General features: G+C 49.4%; 22 protein-coding genes and 1 riboswitch. Of the genes, 3 read left to right on the top strand and 19 right to left on the bottom strand.

Annotated features, from left to right (window positions below; genetic code table 11):
* Nucleotides 1-46 precede the first annotated feature (46 nt).
* Nucleotides 47-457 carry an organic hydroperoxide resistance protein gene (locus NYE42_RS06650; protein WP_015417315.1) on the bottom strand — a complete coding sequence of 137 codons (411 nt, stop codon included), beginning with the start codon at nucleotides 455-457 and terminating at the stop codon, nucleotides 47-49.
* A gap of 75 nt (nucleotides 458-532) precedes the next feature.
* Here NYE42_RS06650 and NYE42_RS06645 point away from each other — a divergent pair, with 75 nt between their 5' ends.
* The gene (locus tag NYE42_RS06645) at nucleotides 533-1042 is read left to right on the top strand and encodes a MarR family transcriptional regulator (RefSeq protein WP_007610881.1); all 510 of its coding nucleotides are present in this window, start codon (nucleotides 533-535) and stop codon (nucleotides 1040-1042) included.
* A gap of 27 nt (nucleotides 1043-1069) precedes the next feature.
* Here the strand turns inward: NYE42_RS06645 and NYE42_RS06640 are convergent, their stop codons facing one another.
* From NYE42_RS06640 to NYE42_RS06605, 8 genes are all read right to left on the bottom strand, one after another.
* Entirely contained in the window at nucleotides 1070-1495 is a 426-nt protein-coding gene (locus tag NYE42_RS06640; protein ID WP_007610880.1) for an organic hydroperoxide resistance protein, read from the bottom strand.
* A gap of 113 nt (nucleotides 1496-1608) precedes the next feature.
* Entirely contained in the window at nucleotides 1609-2856 is a 1248-nt protein-coding gene (gene proA, locus NYE42_RS06635; protein WP_015417313.1) for a glutamate-5-semialdehyde dehydrogenase, read from the bottom strand.
* A complete protein-coding gene (gene proB, locus NYE42_RS06630) occupies nucleotides 2853-3965 on the bottom strand; it encodes a glutamate 5-kinase (protein WP_060675386.1) in 1113 nt (370 codons plus the stop codon). Before proB ends, proA begins: the two co-directional genes overlap by 4 nt.
* 369 nt (nucleotides 3966-4334) lie before the next feature.
* Nucleotides 4335-5237 (bottom strand): formyltetrahydrofolate deformylase, encoded by a 903-nt coding sequence (gene purU / locus NYE42_RS06625; RefSeq protein WP_007407234.1) that lies wholly within the window; start codon nucleotides 5235-5237, stop codon nucleotides 4335-4337.
* A gap of 74 nt (nucleotides 5238-5311) precedes the next feature.
* A complete protein-coding gene (locus NYE42_RS06620) occupies nucleotides 5312-5626 on the bottom strand; it encodes a multidrug efflux SMR transporter (RefSeq protein ID WP_007407235.1) in 315 nt (104 codons plus the stop codon).
* Nucleotides 5626-5964 (bottom strand): multidrug efflux SMR transporter, encoded by a 339-nt coding sequence (locus NYE42_RS06615; RefSeq protein WP_015239709.1) that lies wholly within the window; start codon nucleotides 5962-5964, stop codon nucleotides 5626-5628. Before NYE42_RS06615 ends, NYE42_RS06620 begins: the two co-directional genes overlap by 1 nt.
* A gap of 66 nt (nucleotides 5965-6030) precedes the next feature.
* A riboswitch (guanidine-I (ykkC/yxkD leader) is annotated at nucleotides 6031-6139 on the bottom strand.
* 12 nt (nucleotides 6140-6151) lie between these two features.
* On the bottom strand, nucleotides 6152-6697 hold the full coding sequence (locus NYE42_RS06610) for a GNAT family N-acetyltransferase (protein WP_352426839.1): 546 nt from the start codon (nucleotides 6695-6697) through the stop codon (nucleotides 6152-6154).
* A 99-nt stretch (nucleotides 6698-6796) separates the two neighbouring features.
* Entirely contained in the window at nucleotides 6797-7315 is a 519-nt protein-coding gene (locus NYE42_RS06605; RefSeq protein WP_007407238.1) for an acyl-CoA thioesterase, read from the bottom strand.
* 189 nt (nucleotides 7316-7504) lie between these two features.
* Here NYE42_RS06605 and NYE42_RS06600 point away from each other — a divergent pair, with 189 nt between their 5' ends.
* The gene (locus tag NYE42_RS06600; RefSeq protein ID WP_352426838.1) at nucleotides 7505-8365 is read left to right on the top strand and encodes a dimethylarginine dimethylaminohydrolase family protein; all 861 of its coding nucleotides are present in this window, start codon (nucleotides 7505-7507) and stop codon (nucleotides 8363-8365) included.
* A 70-nt stretch (nucleotides 8366-8435) separates the two neighbouring features.
* A complete protein-coding gene (locus NYE42_RS06595) occupies nucleotides 8436-9485 on the top strand; it encodes a lactonase family protein (protein ID WP_227578900.1) in 1050 nt (349 codons plus the stop codon).
* Nucleotides 9486-9512: 27 nt separating this feature from the next.
* Here the strand turns inward: NYE42_RS06595 and NYE42_RS06590 are convergent, their stop codons facing one another.
* The 10 genes from NYE42_RS06590 to NYE42_RS06545 form a co-directional block, all read right to left on the bottom strand.
* Nucleotides 9513-10484, bottom strand: a complete 972-nt coding sequence (locus tag NYE42_RS06590) for an oligopeptide/dipeptide ABC transporter ATP-binding protein (RefSeq protein ID WP_032866103.1) — start codon at nucleotides 10482-10484, stop codon at nucleotides 9513-9515.
* Between the two features lie 3 nt (nucleotides 10485-10487).
* The gene (locus NYE42_RS06585) at nucleotides 10488-11387 is read right to left on the bottom strand and encodes a C40 family peptidase (RefSeq protein WP_020955702.1); all 900 of its coding nucleotides are present in this window, start codon (nucleotides 11385-11387) and stop codon (nucleotides 10488-10490) included.
* Entirely contained in the window at nucleotides 11384-12481 is a 1098-nt protein-coding gene (locus tag NYE42_RS06580; protein WP_352426837.1) for a dipeptide epimerase, read from the bottom strand. Before NYE42_RS06580 ends, NYE42_RS06585 begins: the two co-directional genes overlap by 4 nt.
* A gap of 6 nt (nucleotides 12482-12487) precedes the next feature.
* The gene (locus NYE42_RS06575; RefSeq protein WP_241458337.1) at nucleotides 12488-13435 is read right to left on the bottom strand and encodes an LD-carboxypeptidase; all 948 of its coding nucleotides are present in this window, start codon (nucleotides 13433-13435) and stop codon (nucleotides 12488-12490) included.
* A 75-nt stretch (nucleotides 13436-13510) separates the two neighbouring features.
* Nucleotides 13511-15130, bottom strand: a complete 1620-nt coding sequence (locus tag NYE42_RS06570) for a peptide ABC transporter substrate-binding protein (protein WP_060675390.1) — start codon at nucleotides 15128-15130, stop codon at nucleotides 13511-13513.
* A complete protein-coding gene (locus NYE42_RS06565) occupies nucleotides 15127-16155 on the bottom strand; it encodes an ABC transporter ATP-binding protein (protein WP_237436652.1) in 1029 nt (342 codons plus the stop codon). The genes NYE42_RS06570 and NYE42_RS06565 overlap by 4 nt, the downstream gene beginning before the upstream one ends.
* 5 nt (nucleotides 16156-16160) lie before the next feature.
* On the bottom strand, nucleotides 16161-17108 hold the full coding sequence (locus tag NYE42_RS06560; RefSeq protein ID WP_003154782.1) for an ABC transporter permease: 948 nt from the start codon (nucleotides 17106-17108) through the stop codon (nucleotides 16161-16163).
* A 5-nt stretch (nucleotides 17109-17113) separates the two neighbouring features.
* Nucleotides 17114-18040, bottom strand: coding sequence for an ABC transporter permease (locus NYE42_RS06555; RefSeq protein WP_007610853.1), 927 nt, complete (start codon nucleotides 18038-18040; stop codon nucleotides 17114-17116).
* Nucleotides 18041-18054: 14 nt separating this feature from the next.
* Nucleotides 18055-18879 (bottom strand): M55 family metallopeptidase, encoded by an 825-nt coding sequence (locus NYE42_RS06550; RefSeq protein WP_007407248.1) that lies wholly within the window; start codon nucleotides 18877-18879, stop codon nucleotides 18055-18057.
* Nucleotides 18880-19034: 155 nt separating this feature from the next.
* Nucleotides 19035-20594, bottom strand: a complete 1560-nt coding sequence (locus NYE42_RS06545; RefSeq protein WP_144464003.1) for an MFS transporter — start codon at nucleotides 20592-20594, stop codon at nucleotides 19035-19037.
* Between the last annotated feature and the right edge of the window lie 128 nt (nucleotides 20595-20722).

The following is a 20722-nucleotide window of genomic DNA, read 5'->3' as shown; positions in this document are numbered from 1 at the left end:
TAATAAAATATCCCGGATATAAAATCCGGGATATTCGTTCGTTGAATTATTTTAATTCAAGTTTGACGTCTACATTTCCTCTTGTTGCTTTTGAATACGGACAGAACTCGTGAGCGGCGTGCACTAGCTTCTCCGCCGTTTCTTTGTCAAGATCTTTTGTATCAATGACGAGCGTTACGCCGATTTTGTAACCTCCGTCACTCTCATCTTTTAAAAGGCTGACCTGTCCTTCAATTTCAGAGGTCATGTCGATTTTTTGTTTTTGGGCGGCGAGCTCAAGCGCTCCCCCGAAGCAGGCAGCATATCCTGCCGCAAAGAGCTGTTCAGGGTTTGTGCCGGTTTCTCCGTCTTTTTTTGCATTCGGCATGATGATGTCAAAATCCAGCACCCCGTCTTCGGATTTAATATGTCCTGCTCGTCCGCCGACTGCGGTCGCTTTTGCAGTAAATAATGCCATTATTATCAGCCTCCTCATTGTACTTACTGTATATATTGCCCCTGCTCATATTTTTAAACATGATTGGAATAGGAAATGGGCCGTTTTTCGGCTACAATAGGGGTAACGTTAACAAACAAAGAGTTGGTGAAAGAAGTAATGGCAGAAAAAGATTTTGAACATATGAAACTGGAGAATCAGCTTTGTTTTTTGCTGTACGCAAGCTCAAGGGAAATGACGAAACGGTACAAACCGCTGCTTGATAAGCTCAACGTAACTTATCCCCAATATTTGGCGCTGCTTTTATTATGGGAGCACGAAGAACTGAATGTGAAACGGATGGGTGAGCTTTTGTACCTGGATTCCGGAACGCTGACACCGATGCTGAAACGGATGGAGCAGCACGGAATCATCATGAGAAAGCGGTCGGCTGAAGACGAGCGATCCGTGACGATCAGGCTCACAGATGAAGGACGGGCCTTGCAGAAAACAGCGGCGGATATTCCCATTGCCATGCTGGAACAGACGGGACGGTCAAAAGAGGAATTAAAGCAGTTAAAGCAGGCGCTTTATGAGGTTTTGAATACGCTGCACGGCAAAAAATAAGGATGCCCCGAATGGGCATCCTTATTTTTATTCTGCTGCCAGAAGCTTCACTTCAATATTTCCCGCTGTCGCTTTTGAATACGGACAGACACCGTGCGCTTTTTGGATAAGGGCTTCAAGCTCCTGTTTATCAATGCCGGATGCTTTGACCTCAAGCGTAACGCCTAGTTTATATCCTTGGTCTGCTTCATCTTTCAGCAGACTGACATGCGCAGTGACCTCTGTTTCAATACTCAGACGCTCTTTTCTCGCTACGAGCTGAAGAGCGCTGTCAAAGCAGGCTGAATATCCTGCGGCAAACAGCTGTTCAGGGTTTGTAGCATGTTCGAGCTTTTTTGCTCTTGGCGTTCCCGGCATGGCAACATCAAGATTCAGCACCCCGTCAGAAGACGTGACTTTCCCTTCACGTCCGCCGGCGGCTGATACGGTTGCAGTAAATAATGGTTTTGTCATGTGAATTCACCTCTATTATATTGTGTACAATTTAATTTTACACAATATAATAGAGACCGTCAATCTTTCCGCATAAAAAAAGCCTACCCTTTTTGAAGGATAAGCTTAAAAGATTATACGCGGATTTGTCCGTTTCCTTTGATGATGATTTTTGTAGATGTTAACGCCGGAAGCCCCATCGGCCCTCTCGCGTGAAGCTTTTGCGTGCTGATGCCGATTTCGGCTCCGTATCCGAATTCAAAGCCGTCCGTAAACCGGGTTGAAGCATTATGATACACGGCGGCGGCGTCAACGGCGGTCTGGAAGTAAGCCGCATGCTCGGCGTTCTCCGTCAGAATGGCTTCTGAATGGTTTGTGCCGTACTGCTGAATGTGGCGGACCGCCTCCTGTACGTCCTGCACCGTTTTCACACTGAGAATCGGCGCCAGGTACTCCGCTCCCCAATCGGCTTCTTCTGCTTGTTTCGCTTGAGGCTCCAGTCCGCAAATCACCTGATCTCCTCGGAGCTCCACCCCTTTTTCTGTCAGCTGATTCAGCAGCTTTCGCCCGTGTTCTTCGGCCCATTTTTCATGAATCAAAAGAGATTCAATCGCGTTGCAGACCGAAGGACGCTGTGTTTTGGCATTGATGACGACCTCGCTTGCCATTTGAGGATCTGCTGACTCATCTATGTACACGTGGCAATTGCCCGCTCCGGTTTCTAAAACGGGTACGGTTGATTCCCTGACCACAAGATCAATTAAATTTTTACCGCCGCGCGGGATCAATACATCCAGCCCGTCATTTAATGTAAATAGCTGTTTGGCGGTTTCTTTGCTTGTATCTTCTATGAGCTGAACGGCATCAATCGGAAGCTTTGACAGCCCCAGAGCGCGTTTCATCACACTGACAAGCGCTATGTTGCTGTGGATGGCGGAAGAACTTCCTCTGAGCACAACCGCGTTTCCGGTTTTCAGGCAGAGTGTGGCCGCGTCTACGGTAACGTTCGGTCTGGCCTCATAGATCATGCCCACTACTCCAAGGGGCACGCGGATTTTTTCAATGGATAATCCATTCTCTTTTTGAATGGTCTCCAGCGATTCACCGACGGGATCTTCAAGACCGATCAGCAGTTCCACGGCGTCCGCGATATCGAGCAGGCGTTTTTCATCAAGAGTCAGCCTGTCAATAATGTCAGGTGTCAGTCCTCTGTTCCGTCCCGCTTCAATATCTTTCTGATTCTCTGTTAAAATCAGCCGGCGTTCATTTCTGAGTCCGTCTGCAATACATTGGAGCGCTTCGTTTTTTTCAGCCGTCGTTTTCATGACCATTTCGGCAGCCGCTTCTTTTGCCAAGGCTGCTTTTTGCAATACTTCACTCATTTGTGTTCCCCCTCGTCAAATAAATTCACCCAATCATCTCTGTGAATCACTTCCACCTGCTTCGTTCCTGAAAGCTGGTCGCTCCGCTTCCCTTTGACTTCTAAAATTTCATCGGATGAGTACTGCGTCTGCCCTTTGCCGATCATGCCGCCGGGCCCTTTGACTTCCACTACGGCCCCTTTCGGAAAACTGCCGCAGACATCGGCGACGCCGGCCGGGAGGAGACTTGACCCGTTATGGATCATCGCCTGCTCCGCTCCCCCATCAATGATGATTTCCCCTGATATCGGAGAATGAAACATGATCCATTGCCGTGTATTATTCACTGAGGACAGGTCTTTATCGCCGATATAAGTGCCGTCGCCTTTTCCGTCTAAAATCACCATCAGTTTTTCCCGTCCGGAGCCGGTTCCGATAAATACCTTCACCCCGAGCGACAATGCGGTCTGGGCGGCGAGAAGTTTTGACTTCATACCTCCGGTGCCGACCTTTGAGCCTGCTGATCCGGCATATCCGAGCAATTCTGGTGTGATGTCATTCAGATAGTCGAACCGCTTTGCGTCCGGGTTTTCATTCGGATTGGCATCGTACAGCCCGTTAATGTCTGTGAGAATCATTAATTGGTCTGCATGAATCAAACCGCTTACAAGCGCCGACAGCATGTCATTATCACCGAACGTCAGCTCTTCGACTGATGTGGAATCATTTTCATTAATAATCGGCACGACGCCCCGCTCCAACAGTTCCATTACAGTGGCATAGGCATTTCTGTACCGCTCTCTTTTTGAGAAATCATTTCTTGTTAATAAAATTTGTGCCGGCGTCAGACCGTATCTTTTTAAATGGTCCATATATTGCTGCATTAAAAGCGTCTGGCCGACTGCGGCAGCTGCCTGCTTTCCTTTTATCGTAACGGGTCGCGACGGATAGCCGAGAGCGGAAAAACCCGCTGCCACCGCGCCTGAGGTAATGAGGATCACTTCATGCCCGTTTTCTTTTAATAAAGAAATGGCTTCGGTATGTTCCTTGATTTTTGCTTCATCAATACTTCCGTTACTGTTGGTGAGCGAGCTGCTCCCGATTTTCACAACAATTCTTTGTTTTTTCATCGTTTCTCCTCCGTGGCAATCAATCCAAACCGGCTCTCGTCAATAAAAAAAGCCCATTCCGTCCTGAAAAATAAGGACGAAATGGGCTTTCCGTGGTACCACCTTGTTTGAACGCGTTTTTCACGCGTCCCGCTTTCCTGTAACGCCAGGTTATCGCGCCTGAGTTTTCCCCTCAGGACTCCAAGGCAGGTTCGGCAGGTTTCATGCGGCAAAATGTTTCAGCGGGCCATTTTGCTCTCTGTCACAGAAAGTTCTGCGTACTGATCCTCTTCAACGCTCAATGATTTTTTTATATTATGCAAAGAAAACAGGTTCTTGTCAAGACATTTTCATGCATAAAAAACAGTCCGCCTCCCCGGCGGACCGTCATTAATTAAATACGATCGTTTTGTTTCCGTGAACGATGACGCGGTCTTCCAAATGCCATTTAACGGCTCTTGCCAACACGCTCCGCTCAATCGTTCTGCCGATATTCTTCAGATCCTCTGCGTGATCTCTGTGATCGACGCGTTCAATATCCTGTTCAATAATAGGCCCTTCGTCAAGATCGTCCGTCACATAGTGAGAGGTCGCGCCGATTAATTTCACTCCGCGCTCATAAGCCCGTTTATACGGATTAGCGCCGATAAAGGCCGGCAGAAATGAATGGTGGATGTTAATAATCCGATTCGGATGGGCAGATACAAAATCTGACGTCAAAATCTGCATGTAGCGGGCAAGAACGATCACATCAATCTTATACCGCTCCAGCAGCTCAAGCTGGCGCCGCTCCACTTCGGCGCGGATGTCTTTGTTAGCTTTCATGTAATGGAATGGAATATTCAGCGGTTCGACCACTTCTTTGGCCTCTTCGTGGTTGCTGATGACGACCGCAATTTCGGCCATCATATTGCCGCTTTGCCATTCCCAAATCAGTTCATGAAGGCAGTGCAGCTCTTTCGATACAAAGATCGCCACCCGCTTCAGCTCACTTGCCAGAGACAGACTCCATGTCATGCCGAATGTCTGGGCGATTGAGGCGAACGCCTGCTGTAAGTCCTCTTTTTTCTCACGAATGCCCTTGCAGTCGAATTCGATCCTAAGAAAAAACCGTCCGCCTTCAGGGTCAGTCGTGTATTGATTTGATTCAATAATGTTTGCGCCATGTTCAAACAAAAACGCGGACACAGCCGATACAATTCCCGGCTGGTCGGGGCAGCTGACAAGCAGGCGCCCTTTTTCCTCATTCCCGCGGCGGTATTCTTTCAGCCGCTGTGTCATATATGAATTCATCTGTTTTAATCCCTCGTATCTTCATAATTCGTAACTTACTAATAAATTATACTGAAGATTTGATAAAAATCAATTTACGAAAGAATTTTCAGCCCTACGGCAGCGCATAAAATAAGCGCAATGAAAAAGATGCGCTTCGCATCCTTCTGCTCGCCGTAGAAAAGAATGCCGGCTAATGCGCCGCCCGCCGTGCCGATACCGGTCCAGATCGCATAGGCCGTGCCCATCGCGATCGTCTCCATCGCATAAGAAAGCAGGGAAAAAGAAGCCGCAAATCCGGCGATAATGAAAAGAATCCATTTGACTTTCTTTTCTTTTTGAAATTGATTCATTAAAATGACCCCGAGCATTTCACAAAGACCCGCGGCTATCAGGCTGATCCAATGCATTACGCCTTCTCCTCCTTCGTCTCAGGCTTATCCTGTGTGACCAGCTTTAATCCGATGACACCGATCAGCAAAACGCCGATCAGCACGATTTTCACCGGATCGGCCTGCTCTTTGAAAAGCAGGATTTCACTGAGCACGGTGCCCGCTGTCCCGAGTCCGGTAAAGACCGCATATACCGTTCCTACGGGCAGGCTGTCTGTCGCCTTGATTAATAGATAAAAACTGATGATGATTCCCACAATCGTGCCGCTCCACGCCAGTGCCGAATCAGCATGTTTCAGTCCGGTGACCCATACCACTTCAAATACGGCCGCTATGACCACTAAACCCCATTTCATGTTCTTCACCCTTTCTGTATCCGGACAATACAAAAAAGCCCGGATAGTCGTCTCACATGAGATTGACTCTCCCGGGCTTTTTTCCCTCCGTGTGCATATGCGGGATATGTCCGCATATGTGTTTTCTCTCGGACCAGGCCATGTATAAACATGCGGAACCCTAGAAAACATGTCTGTTCGTATCATACTACATTTCGCCGAAACGTTCAACGTCAGATGTGATGTCAAAAACCGTCAGCTGCCTCTCCCATTTGGTAACGGTCTCACCGGGCACCATACCGATTTTTTCCGCGACACGGACGGAGGCAGCGTTTTCCGGATCAATCAGCGCCGCTATGCGTCCGTATTGCTGCGTATGAAAACCGTAGTCCAGACAGGCGTTCGCCGCCTCTGTCGCATAGCCGCATCCCCAGCGGCGGCGGGCAAACATATAGCCGATTTCCATCAAAGTGTTTCCGTTTACCGTCTGCGGAACGATTCCGCATTGACCGAGAAATGCGCCCGTCTCTTTATCCTCTGCGATCCAAAGACTGACGCCGTATCCTGCGGCCAATCGTTTGTTCCAAGCAATCCATTCCTTCGTTTCCCGTCTGCTTTTAAGAGAAGGATAATATTTCATGACCTCTCTGTCGGTAAACATCCCGTACAAATTTTCTTCATCGTAATCCCGCATAGTCCGCAGACGGATACGCCCGGTTGTCAGGATGGTGCCGGAAGACTTATGTTTCATCATGCACGCCACGTCTCCTTTCCCTGTAATAGATTATGGATCCGGCAGGAAAAGTCCTTTCTCAGCATAAAAAAACCGCTTTTTAAAAAAGCGGTTTGACGATTACCAAGGTTTATTTGTTCCGAGCGCCTCGGCCAGGGCCTTGCTGTGTTTTAAGCGGTTTTTTCGTTCTCCGGCGCGCTGAACGGCCGTATTGTGAAGCATGATTTCTTCCTCGGTTTCCGGCACGATCCGCGGAACGGGTACCGATTTCCCGTTTGAATCAAGCGCGACAAAGGTCAGAAACGACGTTGCCGCAAGCTCGCGTTCGCCCGTCATCAGATGTTCTTTAATGACTTTGACAAACACCTCCATAGACGATGTGCCGACCCATGTGACGTAAGATTCAAGGCATACGGAATCCTGTTGGCCGATGGGGCGCAAAAAATCTACAGAATCCATTGAGGCCGTGACTGTTTCACACCGGCAGTGGCGTGCCGCGGAAATTGAAGCGATATCATCAATGTAGCTCATCAGCTTTCCGCCAAACAGCGTATTGTGATTATTCGTATCAAGCGGAAAAACCCTGCTTGTTTTAACAACCCTTGTTTCTTTGCAAAATCTTGATTCTGGCAACTTCATATCATTTAAACTCCCCTTTGGTGTCTGGTCGTTTTGACTCATTCATCTGTACCCTATTAAACAATACTTTGACCGTTTTGTCTAAAATTTTAAATATTAAGTTGGTTAGATATTCTCTCATAAATGTTTTATTATTCATCACATCCGGGAATAATAAACGCACATTGAATACCGATAGGAGGATATCACATGGACGTATCCATTTCCAAATCCACGCGGAAACCGGCTTGCCGCAATGAGTTTGATGCTTTGCAGACAGTCATCTTATGCCGGCCGGAACACATGGCCATCAAGGATATTATTAACGGAACGCAGAAACATTTCAAACAAGAAAATGTTAACATACCCGTTGCCCTCAAACAGCATAGTGATTTTATTGACATTTTAAGATCTCATCAGATTGAAGTCGTCCTGCTGCCTGCCGATCCCGCATTGCCTGAGCAGGTATTCACCCGGGATATCGGATTTGTATTAGGCGAGACGGCGTTTATTTCAAACATGGCGGCTTCAGTCCGGCAGGGAGAAGAAAAAGTGTTTCAAAACCTGCTTGACAATAAGAAAATCCCTTATACGCGACTGAAAAAAGCGAATATTGAAGGCGGCGACATCTTGATCGCAGACGGCACCGTTTACGCCGGGCTGAGCAAGCGCACGGATAAAGCGGCTGTCCGGGAGCTGCAGGAGGCGCTGCCGGAGATGACAGTTGTGCCGATCCCTCTCAAGGAGGATTTCTTACATTTAGACTGTGTATTTAATATGATCTCGGAAACGGAAGCGCTATACTGCGAAAATGGCTTGCGGCAGAAAGAAATTGATCTTCTCGCCGAACGTTTTGAGATGATAGAAGTGCCTGAAGAAGAGCAATTCACGCTCGGCCCGAATATCCTGTCAATCGGCAATCAGACAATTATCAGCCTGCCGCAGCACCGTCATACGAACCGCGAGCTCAGAAAAAGAGGTTATACGGTCATTGAAACCGAGTTTTCCGAAATTATTAAATCAGGCGGTTCCTTCCGCTGCTGCACCTTGCCGCTTGTCAGAACATCTTAAACATTTACAAGGCAGTTTCCTTCAAGATACGTTAATATAGAGAAGACAAGACTCTAAAGGGGGAAACCGAATGGCTAAGTACATAGGATACGCGGGAACATATACAAAAGGCGGAAGCGAAGGCATTTATTGTTTTGAACTTGATACAGAAGCGAAACGGCTCAGCCGTCCGAAGCTGGCAGCAAAGCTCGGCAACCCGACATACGTCACTCCGAATTCTGATAACAGCATGCTGTATTCCATTGAAAAGGCAGACGGAAAAGGCGGCGTCGCAGCCTATCAGATTCATCAGAACAGCGGGGAATTAACTTTTGTGAACCATCAGCTGATTGAAGGCCCGTCTCCATGCCACGTCAGCATTGATGATAAACATGAATATGTGTTAACCGCTAATTACCACAGCGGAAAAGTGCACGCCTTTCCCGTCAATGAGGACGGCAGTCTGCAGGAGCCGACTGCCGAAGCCGCTCATACGGGAACAGGTCCTCATGAAAGACAAGAGAAGCCGCATACCCATTTCGCAGGCTATACACCTGAGCATAACTACATTGCAGCCGTCGATTTAGGGACGGATACGCTGTATACTTACCAAATGAAAAACGGTTCGCTCACAGAGGTGAAAACTCATTCCTTCGCACCGGGTTCAGGGCCGCGCCATATCGTTTTTCATCCGGCGGAAAAATACGCCTATGTCATGACGGAAATCAGCAATGAAGTCATCGCGCTTGAATACAACCCGACCTTAGGTGAATTCAGAGAGCTGCAGGTCATTTCCGCTTTGCCTGAAGGCTTTACGGACAAATCGCAAGGCAGCGCGATCCGCATATCTAAAGACGGCAGATTTCTTTATGCCGCCAACCGCGGACATGACAGCATCGCCATCTATAAGATCAACCAATATTCCGGTGAATTGTCTCTTATTGAATGGGTGCCGACAGAAGGAAACTGGCCGCGTGATTTCGCGTTTGACCCTTCCGAGACATTCCTTGTCGCGTCAAACGAAGAAACGGGAAATCTGGTTTTGTTTGAACGCGACCCGGAAACAGGCAAATTGACTCTGCTTCAATCTGACATTCCGGTTCCGTATCCGGTCTGCGTGTCATTTCTGCATCAGGTTTAATTAAAAAAGAAAGCTGACTTTATATTGTCAGCTTTCTTTTTTGTATAAATGGCAGGCGACAAAACGCCCCGCCTTCACTTCTTCAAGCTCAGGCGTTATCTTACCGCAGAGCTCCATCGCTTCAGGACACCGCGTCCTGAATACACAGCCGCTCGGCGGGTTAAGGGGGCTCGGCAGCTCCCCTTTCAGAATAATGCGTTCACGCTTGTCCTCAAGAAGCGGATCAGGAATCGGGATTGAGGATAAAAGCGCCTTCGTATAAGGGTGAAGCGGTTCCCGGTAAAGCGCAGCGCTTTCTGTAATTTCCATCATGCGGCCCAAATACATCACGCCGATCCGGTCGCTGATATGCTTGACCATTGATAAATCGTGGGCGATAAATAAAAATGTCAGCCCTTTCTCTTTCTGTAGCCTTTTTAAAAGGTTGACGACCTGAGCCTGTACCGACACATCCAGCGCGGAAATCGGCTCATCCGCCACGATAAATTCGGGATGCAGAGAGAGCGCTCTGGCAATCCCGATTCTCTGCCTCTGTCCGCCGCTGAATTCGTGGGGATACCGGCTGCCGAAATCCGGATGGAGCCCGACAGCTTCAAGCAGTTCATCCGCCATCATCAGACGGGCTTTTCTTGTATTGTAAAGATTGTGTATTTCCATCGGCTCCATAATAATTTCCCTTACGGTCAGGCGCGGATTTAACGAGGCGTAAGGGTCTTGGAAAATCATCTGCAGCTTGCGGAAGAAGACCGACCGCTGTTCTCCCGCGGCACGGTGTATATCCGTCCCTTCATATGATACCGAACCGGACGTCGGGTCATACAGACGGAGAATAACCCTTCCGAGCGTCGATTTACCGCATCCCGATTCTCCGACAAGTCCGAATGTTTCCCCTCTGTTAATGTGAAAGCTGACACCGTCGACTGCTTTTACGGCTTTCTTTCTTCCTGCGTCAAAATGCATTTTCAGCCCGCTGACTTCAAGGAGCGGAGATGCCGTCATTTTCTATTCCCCCTTTTCGCTTATACAGCGGCGTACGGTGCATAATTCTTTTTCATAGACGGTTCCTTCCAAAGACAGCACTTCGATTGTTTTTCCCGTTTTCGGGGAGTGCAGCATTCGGCCGTCTCCCAGCGCCAAACCGACATGGTGGATCGCGCCTTTTCCTTCTTCATAGGCGAAAAACAAAAGGTCAGCCGGCAGGATATCGTTTACCGCCGCGCCGCATCCGGCTTTTGCTTGGTCCGTTGCATCACGGGGAAGGGTATAGCCGTTTGCTTTAAATATCGAATACATAAACCCGGAACAGTCAAACCCGAAACCGCTCAGTCCTCCCCATAAATACGGAAGCCCGAGAAACATCATGCCCGTTTCGATGACATCGGCCGCCCGTCCTTCCGTATGCCGGCACTCGTCTGCGTCAGCTTCATTTACGAACCGTTCTCCGAGCGGCGTCACCACCCGGAAAAAGCCTTTCTCACGTCCTGATGCCGGAAGACGCGTTAAGAAACTTACTTCCAAGTCTGGTTCGCCGTTTGTGTGATATAAAAAAGCTGTCGGTTTGGTAATCCATACGGCGGGGGAAGATGCATGAAAGCCGTCTTTTGAAAGCTGGCTTTTTTTCATCCACCCCGGATATCCGCGCACATCCTTGTTTGAAGGCTGGCCGGGAACGGCGACAAAAGCCCATTCCCCTTCCTCTTTGAGAATGATCACTTCTTCCCCGAAAAGCGCTTGCGTTTGGACAAGGTTGTCTGTGCATAATTGCAGCCGCTCTTCATATCCCATAGACGCTAACCATTTTCTGATCTGCGGCGGGTTTTCGAGCATCGGCGCATCATACGAACGGGGAGATGACGGCAGCGTCCATACGTTGGCTGCTGCCGCTGTAACGGCTGCTCTCATCTTTTCGCCCCCTCTTGTATCGACACACCGGTAATGCCGAGACCCGGTTCGTCGGGAATCGCAATCTGACTGCCGCTGTATGTGATGCCGCCTTGAATCAAATCATCTTTCAGCATAAGCGGCGCATCAAAATCAAACCTTGTCACATTCCGTTTGCCCGCGGCAAAATGGGCCGCGGCGGTGATGCCGAGTTTGGTCTCAATCATGCTGCCGACCATACACTCCACGCCGCACGTTTCCGCCATCGCATTGATTGTTTCCGCCTGCTTTATGCCGCCCGCTTTCATCAGCTTAATATTAATTAAATCGGCGCTTCTCGTCTGCAGCACGTGAAAGGCCTGACGGGGGGTAAAGACGCTCTCATCCGCCATAATCGGCGTGTCTACGGCATCGGTAACCTGCTTCAGCCCGGCGATATCGTCTTTGTGAACAGGCTGCTCGACCAGCTCAATGCCGAGGCCGGCGTCTTCCATCTTTCGGATCGCGGTCACGGCTTCTTTCGGCGTCCAGCCTTGATTCGCGTCCAGTCTCAGTTTGACGTTTCCGCCGACACGTGATCTGATCGCCCGAATCCGCGCAACATCGTCTGATATGTCACCTATGCCGACTTTTATTTTTAAAATATGAAATCCTTTGTTCACATAACGGTCTGCATCCCCCGCCATCTCCTCAGGAGAATTGACGCTGACGGTAAAATCTGTTTCCAGTGTATTCCGATAGCCGCCGAGAAGCCGGTAAAGCGGCTGTCCGTGCATTTGCGCCCATCCGTCATATACAGCCATATCCACCGCGGCTTTTGCGCTTTGATTTCTTTCCAACAGCCGGCTGGTATCATACAAAACAGCTTCCGTGCCGGAAAGGCTCCGTCCCAAGAGAGCCGGCTTCAGCACATCGTGGACGGCGCTTTCAATACCGGCCGCGCTGTCGCCTGTAATGACAACCGTCGGCGGCGCCTCGCCCCAGCCGGTCAGACCGTTGTCAAAAGTAAGCTTCACAATGACCGATTCAGCATTGTAAACCGTGCGCAAAGCGGTCTTAAACGGCTTTTTCAGCGGCACGGACATCCGTCCCGTTTGAATATCTGTAATCCTCACGCCTGATCACTCCCTTCCGGAAACCCCCGATTCAATCGTTACCGCTTTGGCCGCCGTATCCATAACCGCGCGGGCTCCGATCGGAACGGCGAAGCTCGGTGAACAATGGCCGATTTTAAAGCCTTTGAGCGCGGGCTTCCCTGATTTGACAATGTAATCGTTCAGCACTTGCTCTAAAGTAAGCGACTTTTCTTTATGTTTCGGTTCGCATTGGTGAAAATCACAGACCAGGATTCCGGCTGCGTCTGACAGTTTTCCGGCCATCTTTAATTGATTCAGCATTCTGTCGATTTGATACGGCTCCTCATCAATATCCTCGATAAATAGCAATTTGTCTTTTGTATCAATTTCAAACGGCGTGCCGAGTGTGGACGTAATGAGCGACAAGTTGCCGCCCGCAAGCTCTCCCTCGGCCCTTCCGCCTGTCAGCACCTCTAAGGGAGAAATGTCCTCCGTATAGGTAAATTCCGTTTCTGTAAAAAGCTGATGATACGACGCTTTTGTCAGGGGATCAGCATTTTCAAGCCCGACATCTGTGCTCAGCATCGGACCGTGAAATGTGACGAGCCCCGTATTTTGATGAATGGCGGTATGTAAAAACGTGATATCACTGTATCCCCAGAAAATTTTCGGATTGCGGCGGATTAAGCCGAAATCGATGTCGGAGGCAATGCGGCCCGTGCCGAATCCTCCGCACGCGCATATCACCGCTTTGACATTCTGATCACTAAACATGTCATGGAGATCATCGAGGCGCGCCCGGTCCTCTCCCGCCAAATAGCCGTGACGGGTCTTCAGCGCCCGGCCGAGTTTCACTTGAAGGCCAAGCTCATTCACTAAAAATAGCAGCGCGGTTTGCAGCGTCCCGCTCTCAGGCGGGCTTGCGGGCGCAATCACACCGACCGTGTCGCCTTTTTGCAGTGCTTTCGGTTTATGGTTCATGACTTTTTCAATCTCCTTTCCGGATTGAAAAGTGAAACACGCCGCTCCTTTAACGGCAAAAGAACGGCGTATGTTTCCGCTGTAAGATCAGGACTTTTCCGCCCACTTCAGATCAATGTAACCGACGGGGTGCCGGACAATGCCCTTCACGCCGCTGTTCTGCAGATGCACCTGATTGTAAAAGTAAATCGGAATGATCGGAGCCTCGTTCATGAGCAGTTTTTCCGCTTTATGCATGAGCGCAAAACGTTTTTTGGCATCGGCTTCCTGTTTTGCCTGCTTGATGCAGCCGTCGTATGCCGCGCTGCCCCAGCCAGTGCGGTTCATGGAATTATCCGTCTGGAAAGCCTCTAGAAAACTGATCGGATCTGCGTAATCCGGTAAAAATGAGCTTTGAGAGAACTGGAACTTCAGTCCTTTCTGCTCTTCTAAAAAGACGTTCCATTCCATATTGGCGAGCTTAACGTCTATACCGAGTACACTTTTGAGCTTCTGCTGAATCGCTTCCGCTATTTTCTTATGCTCCGGTTTTGTGCTGTATGTCAATGTAACGGCGGGCAGCTTGTCATAATGCTCTTCTGCCATGCCTTTTTCCAGCAGTTTTTTGGCTTCTGATTCATCCGGATTTAATAAACTGCCGCCCGCTTCGCGGAAATCTTTCCCGTCAGGCTGAGTAAATCCCGGGGATACAAAGGCATGTGCCGGCTTTTCACTGTTTTTGGTCACATAATCCGTGATTTCTTTCTGATCAATCGCTGCCGCGAACGCTTTTCTGATCTTTTCATTTTGAAACGGCTCCATTTTTACGTTAAAACGATAGAAATAGAGTCCGGCCTGATCCCACGTGCGGACATTTTTTCCTCCCATCAGCTGCTCGCTCAGCTCTGCCGGCACAAAGGCGGTATCCAAATCCCCCGACTGGAACATCTGATAGTCGGTATTCCGGTCACTGACCATCGCCCATGTGACTTTATCCAGTTTCACTGTCTTTTTATCCCAATACGTCTCGTTTTTGACCATCGTCATGCTGTCGTCATGCTTCCATTCCGTCAGTTTGAACGGCCCGTTGCCGACAAAGGTTTTTGCTTCAGTGAACCATTTCGGATCAGCCTTGGCGACCTTCTCATTAATCGGGAAATACGCCGGATTGGACACGACGCTCAGAAAATAATCCTGCGGTGCCGCCAATGTGACGACAAGCGTTTTTTTATCTTTTGCCGTGACTTTCACGTCTTCTTGTTTGCCTTTTCCGCTGTTAAATTCTTCCCCGCCTTTGATCATGTAGCCGAGAAAAGCGGAAGATGCGCCCGTTTTCGGATCGAGCATCCGTTTCCAGGCGTACACGAAGTCTTCCGCCGTAACGGGATCGCCATTTGTCCATTCGGCGTTATCCCGGATATTGAAGGTATATGTCAGCTTATCAGCGGACACCTTCCAGCTTTCCGCCATGGCCGGTTCGGGCTTATTATCTTTTCCGAGCCTCGTCAATCCTTCCATGATGTTATTCAGCGGCTGCCAGGAAACATTATTAAATCCGATCGGCGGATCAAGTGAGGTCGGCTCATTTTCGTTATTGAGCCGCAGCACCGTTTCACCCCCCTGTTCTTTTGCTTTGCCGGGTTCTGTCCCCGCCTGTTCATTGGCTGTACAGCCCATCAGAGCAAACGAAACAACAGCAATCACACCGATCGCCCATCTCTTTTTCATTTCAATCCCCCTTTTTCCTCTGCTGCCGTCAGCTGCTGCTTCAGCCGCTCTGCACGGTGATCCTGAAGCCAGCAGTTGACGATATGGCTTTTGGATTTCACGGTTGTTGCCGGGTATACCTTTTCACAGACGATCATCCTGTCCGGGCAGCGGGCGGCAAACGGGCAGCCCGGCGGCGGATCGAATAAATCAGGCGGCGTCCCGTCAATCGGCGACAGCTCACTATCCTCCATATCCAGCCGCGGCACTGAACGAAGCAGCCCCTTTGTGTATGGATGAGCCGGACGGTAAAAAAGATCATGCCTCGTGCCGATTTCGGCGATTTTCCCCGCATACATGACGGCGACTCTGTCGGCGGTCTGAGCGACGACGCCGAGATCGTGTGTGATCAGAATAATAGACACGCCTGTTTTTCTTTGAATCTTCTTAAATAATTCAAGGATTTGTGCTTGAATCGTCACATCAAGAGCCGTTGTCGGTTCATCGGCGATCATAATTTCCGGCTCGCAGATCAGAGCCATCGCAATCACGATCCGCTGCCGCATGCCCCCGCTTAATTGGTGGGGGTACTGCTTCAGGCGGGATTTCGAGTCCGGGATACCGACCAGATCCAGCATGGCGAGAACTTCGGAATCAGCTTGTTTTCTTGTCATGGCGCGGTGTTCCAACAGCGCTTCTGAGAGCTGATTCCCTATGGTCAAAGTCGGATTGAGCGCCGTCATCGGGTCCTGAAAGATCATAGAAATATCGCGCCCCCGGATTGCCCGCATTTCCCGATCCGACATTTGGCAAAGGTCTTTCTGTTTAAATTGTATGCTTCCGGATTCAATCTTTGCCGAATGTTTCGGAAGAAGACCCATCACGGCTTGTGACGTCACGCTTTTTCCGCAGCCCGATTCACCGACGATCGCAAACGTTTCACCTTTATATAAATCGAAGCTGACGCCTCTGACGGCTTTTACAGTGCCTCCGTATGTTGAAAAAGTAACATGCAGATTTTGAACAGAAAGAACTTGCTGCGCCATTTTTCCTACCTCCTCAGTTTCGGGTCTAACGCGTCCTGCAAGCCGTCTCCAAGTACGTTAAACGCGTACATCGTCAAGGAAATGAAAAAAGCGGGGAAAAACAGCCGCCACCAATGGCCTGATAAAATCGCCGGCAGCCCGTCGTTTGCCATGACTCCCCAGCTTGCAAACGGCGCCTGAATGCCGAGTCCGAGAAAACTTAAAAATGATTCCGCAAAAATCGCCGCCGGCACCGTAAGCGTCATTTGGACAATAATGGCTCCCATCGTATTCGGCAGCAGATTTTTCTTAATGATCCGAAATGTTTTCGCTCCAAACGTTTTCGAAGCCAATACGTGTTCATCATGCTTCATCCTCAGCACCTGCCCTCTGACAATCCGCGCCATGCCGACCCATCCCGTCACGGTCAGAGCGACGATAATGGAACTGAGCCCCGGCCCCATCAGCACCATTAACAAAATGACAACGAGCAGATACGGCAACCCGTAGAGAACCTCGATGATTCTCATCATGGCGCTGTCTGTCCGGCCCCCTTTGTATCCGGCGACGCCTCCGTAGATGACGCCGATCAAAAAGTCGATCAGCGCCGCCATCACACCGACAAATAAAGAGATCCTCGCTCCGTACCACGTTCTTGTAAACACGTCCCGGCCAAGTTCATCGGTTCCGAACCAGTGTGAAAAAGACGGCGGAAGATTCTGCTCGGCGAGCGTCTGCCTTGTCACGCTGTGCGGTGATATCAGCGGACCGAACACAGCCGATAGAAACAGGCAGCATAATATCACAAGGCCGGCCATCGCCAATTTGTTCTTTTTAAGCCGCCGCCACGCATCCTGACTGTAAGACAGGCTCGGACGCTTGACCGACTCGGTTTCACCCTTTCTTTCCGCGCCCGGCTGAAACCAGTCATCAGGCACTTCTGTGTGTTTTACCGTTTCTTGCGGGAGATTCATCAGGATCACCCTTTCTTATGAAGTTTTATGCGCGGGTCTAACAGGCCGTATGCCAAATCAACCAGAAACAGCAGGACGATCAGAATCACACTGTAAAATACGGTCGTTCCCATGATGACCGGGTAATCTCGCTGATTGATGCTTTCTACGAAATATTTGCCCATTCCCGGTATGGCAAAAATTTTCTCGATGACGAAACTGCCCGTTAAAATACTTGCGGCAAGCGTCCCGAGTACTGTCACAACAGGCATAAGAGCATTTTTCAATGCGTGTTTGATCACAATTTTGACGGGAGAAAGCCCCTTTGCTTTTGCCGTGCGGATGTAATCCTGAGTCAGCACTTCGGCCATGCTTGATCTTGTCAGCCTCGCGATAATGGCCATGGGACCAACGGCAAGCGCAACAGTCGGCAGGACCATGTGGACGGGACTCGTCCAGGTAGCTGCCGGAAACCATTTCAGATGAACCGCAAATTGCTGAATCAGCAGCGTAGCCATAATAAAATTCGGAATGGAAATCCCGAGCACCGCAAGGCTCATGGCCGCATAGTCGAGAAAGCCGCCGCGCCTGAGAGCGGCCATTATGCCGAGCGCGAGTCCGGAAATAACAGCGATGATGATCGCCGTTATCCCAAGCTCAAATGAGACCGGAAACCCGCGTTCAAGCATAGCGTTTACACTGTCTGACGGTTTTTTAATTGAAGGACCGAAATCAAAGGTAAGAATGGATTTTAGATAGATGGCGTATTGAGTGATAAGAGGTTCGTTCAGATGGTAGTAGGATTCGAGATTTCGCTGGACCGCTTCGTTTGTGCCCCGCTCTTCGTTAAAAGGCGAGCCGGGTATCACTTTCATCATGACAAATGTCAGAGTGGTGATGACGAGGACGGTCATAATCATGGCGATAAAACGTTTGATAAAATACCGCAGCAATGCCGTTCACCCCTTTAACAGAATGTTGTTCTCATGGCGAGTTCTGTCATGACGAGCATGGCCTGATAGGCTTCCGGCATGTCTTTTGCCTGAAATTGAACGATTGTCGTTCCCGGGATGATTTCTGTGCCCGGCATTAAATGGGCCCATTCAGCCTGTCCGTAGTTGGCAAATTCAATGCCTAATACAGGTCTTTCAGGCGGAGTCAGCGGTTTGACCTTATCTTTATTTTTGAGCGCATAGGCTGTTTTTTCCGTCAGGAGCCGTCCGGCTTTTTGAGGGGACAGGCATTTGACCGCGGTTCTTGAAATGGTTTGTTTGACGGCGGCAGTCGTCACATTCGGGATCAGCTCCTCCGCTTCTTTTGCGGCGCAATCATCTCCGGCAGCCATGATGACCGGGACATCGTAAAATCCGGCGAGATAGGCATTTAACCCCAGTTCACCGACCGGCTTATCATTTATGTAAAAGTGGCGGACGCCGAATATCATGCTGTGCGACATAACGCCCGGCATCGACGCTCTCGCATGATAGCCGATAAACATTACGCCCGAATACGATTCATCAAGCCCCTGCATCATGGAAAACGGCTTGACATCCCCCGTAATCAGCTCTGCCTCAGGGTGAAGTTTTTCCGCGAGCAGATTATTCATCTTTGAGTGGCTGTCATTCACGGTCACTTCCGTGCATCCGTTATTAAACGCTTCTGCGATGCACCAGTTTGCTTCTTCGGTCATCAGAACCCTGCCGCGCTCATAATTGTGCATGCGGGAATTGACAAATGTTTCATCAGGCAGTCCGGAAATCCCTTCCATATCCACAGATAGATACAGTTTCATGTAATGCCTCCTTTTTTACTTAAAATTTCGATATTAAATTATGAATATTCTAACAAATTATATTAAAAAAGGATGAAACATGCAATATACCATTCTGCCATTATGGGAAAAAACAAACCCTTTTCACCGGGAAAAGGGTTTGCTGATAGAAATAGTTACATACTGTTTTTGCTTATATGATGACGCTGAAACTGTCTGACCGCACTTCTGTATTCATGATCGGGAATGACCTGATGCCTGATCGGTTCAGGAGCCTGCGGCGAAGGCTGTTCAGCAGCCTGCTTACGGACGGCATGCGGTTTATGCGCCAGCTTATGTCCCATGCCGGTCGCATTCATGACAAATGATAAACACACTAAAAGCAAGCTTAAGATGAAAGCAATAAGAAACAAATCGCTGTATGTCCCCATCAGCAGCTCATGCGGTGATTGTGTGCCGCGCGCGCCCCGAAGCGTGCCGGAAGCATCTCTTTTCGTAAAATACCCTATTAAAACAGGTGCGCCCATATAAATGAAAAGCCTCAAAAACTGAACTGCCGTCATGCGTTTCACCAGTTCCGGAAGCGGTCCGCCCAACGCGGCTCCCATCAGTCCGGCTGCCACAATAAGCCCTGTCCCGGCCGCCAGCATCACGAAAAGCCCCGCAAATAGAATAAGCGGTATATGATGATCCGCCGTCATCCATTGGAAATTCACGAACACCAGTATAACAGAGCCTGTTATGCCGAGCATGCCCGGACCGACTTTATCATATGCTAATGCACTGATGACAGCGGCGATGGCCACGCCTCCCAAAAGGCTCGCATAAAGGAATATCAGTTGAGTTTGTGACATATGATATGCGGTCTGAAGCTCCCCGTGAAATGCAGAAAGACTGACCGCTATGGAAATACTGCCCGCAGCGATCATGAAAACACCCAGAATCGGCTTTGGAATGAGCATAAGTTTAATCGAAATCAGCGCATGTTCGTTTCTGTACTGCATGGTCAGCAAGATCAGAAGAATGACAATGCTTCCTCCAAATCCCGCCAATATCTGCCATGATGAAAAGCCCCATTTCGGCAGATGAATAAATGTATAGGCGGCCAGCACGGCTGATACACCCGCTAACAGAAAACCCATGCCGTCAAATGGAGATTTTTCAGCATTTTTATGAGCGTCATCCCGCAGCCACATATAACTGAAAATGAGGCCGAAAAAAGACAGCAGGCCAAAAATGCCGAACAGCCAGTGCCAATAGCCGGCGCTTGCCGCCGCCGTGCCTAAAACGGTCCCCATAATGACGGACCCGTAAAATCCGCCGATTAACACAAATAATGCGTAATTCCGGCGCTCAATCGGAAACGAAAGCACCAGCATCGGAATCATAATCATCAGCATAGTGCCCGCCGCAGCTCCCTGTAAAAAACGGCCCGCGGCGAGCGGATAAATATCATTTGTCACAGCAGCAAGGAGCGCTCCGATGACACCCGCGGCCATCGAAATCATATAGACAGGCCGGGAGCCGAATCTTTTTCTTAAATACGGCCCCGCCGGCACGAATAAGGCAAATGCCATATTACCGATAATAATCGGATGAAAAGAGTCAAAGTTTTCCCCGCCGACCGTCTGCCGGACAAGGCTTTGGACAGCCGAAAGAGCGGTATTCGACATCAGCCCCGGCCCGACAGCCAGCACAGCAAGCAGAGAAATGATCCAGTGATGTTTTTCTTTCATGTGACAGCTCCTTTCTTACTATTTGACAAAGTGAAAAAGCTAACAGATCTCCCCCATTAGCTTGACAGAATTTTCATATCTTTTCATGTGAAGGATTGAACATAATATCTCATTTATTATTTCAAATC

Origin of the sequence: Bacillus sp. FSL K6-2865, from assembly GCF_040311405.1 — a bacterium.
GTDB lineage: Bacteria > Bacillota > Bacilli > Bacillales > Bacillaceae > Bacillus > Bacillus velezensis.
The sequence above is the reverse complement of the archived record's forward strand: the minus strand, read 5'-3'. Positions and strand labels throughout refer to the sequence as shown.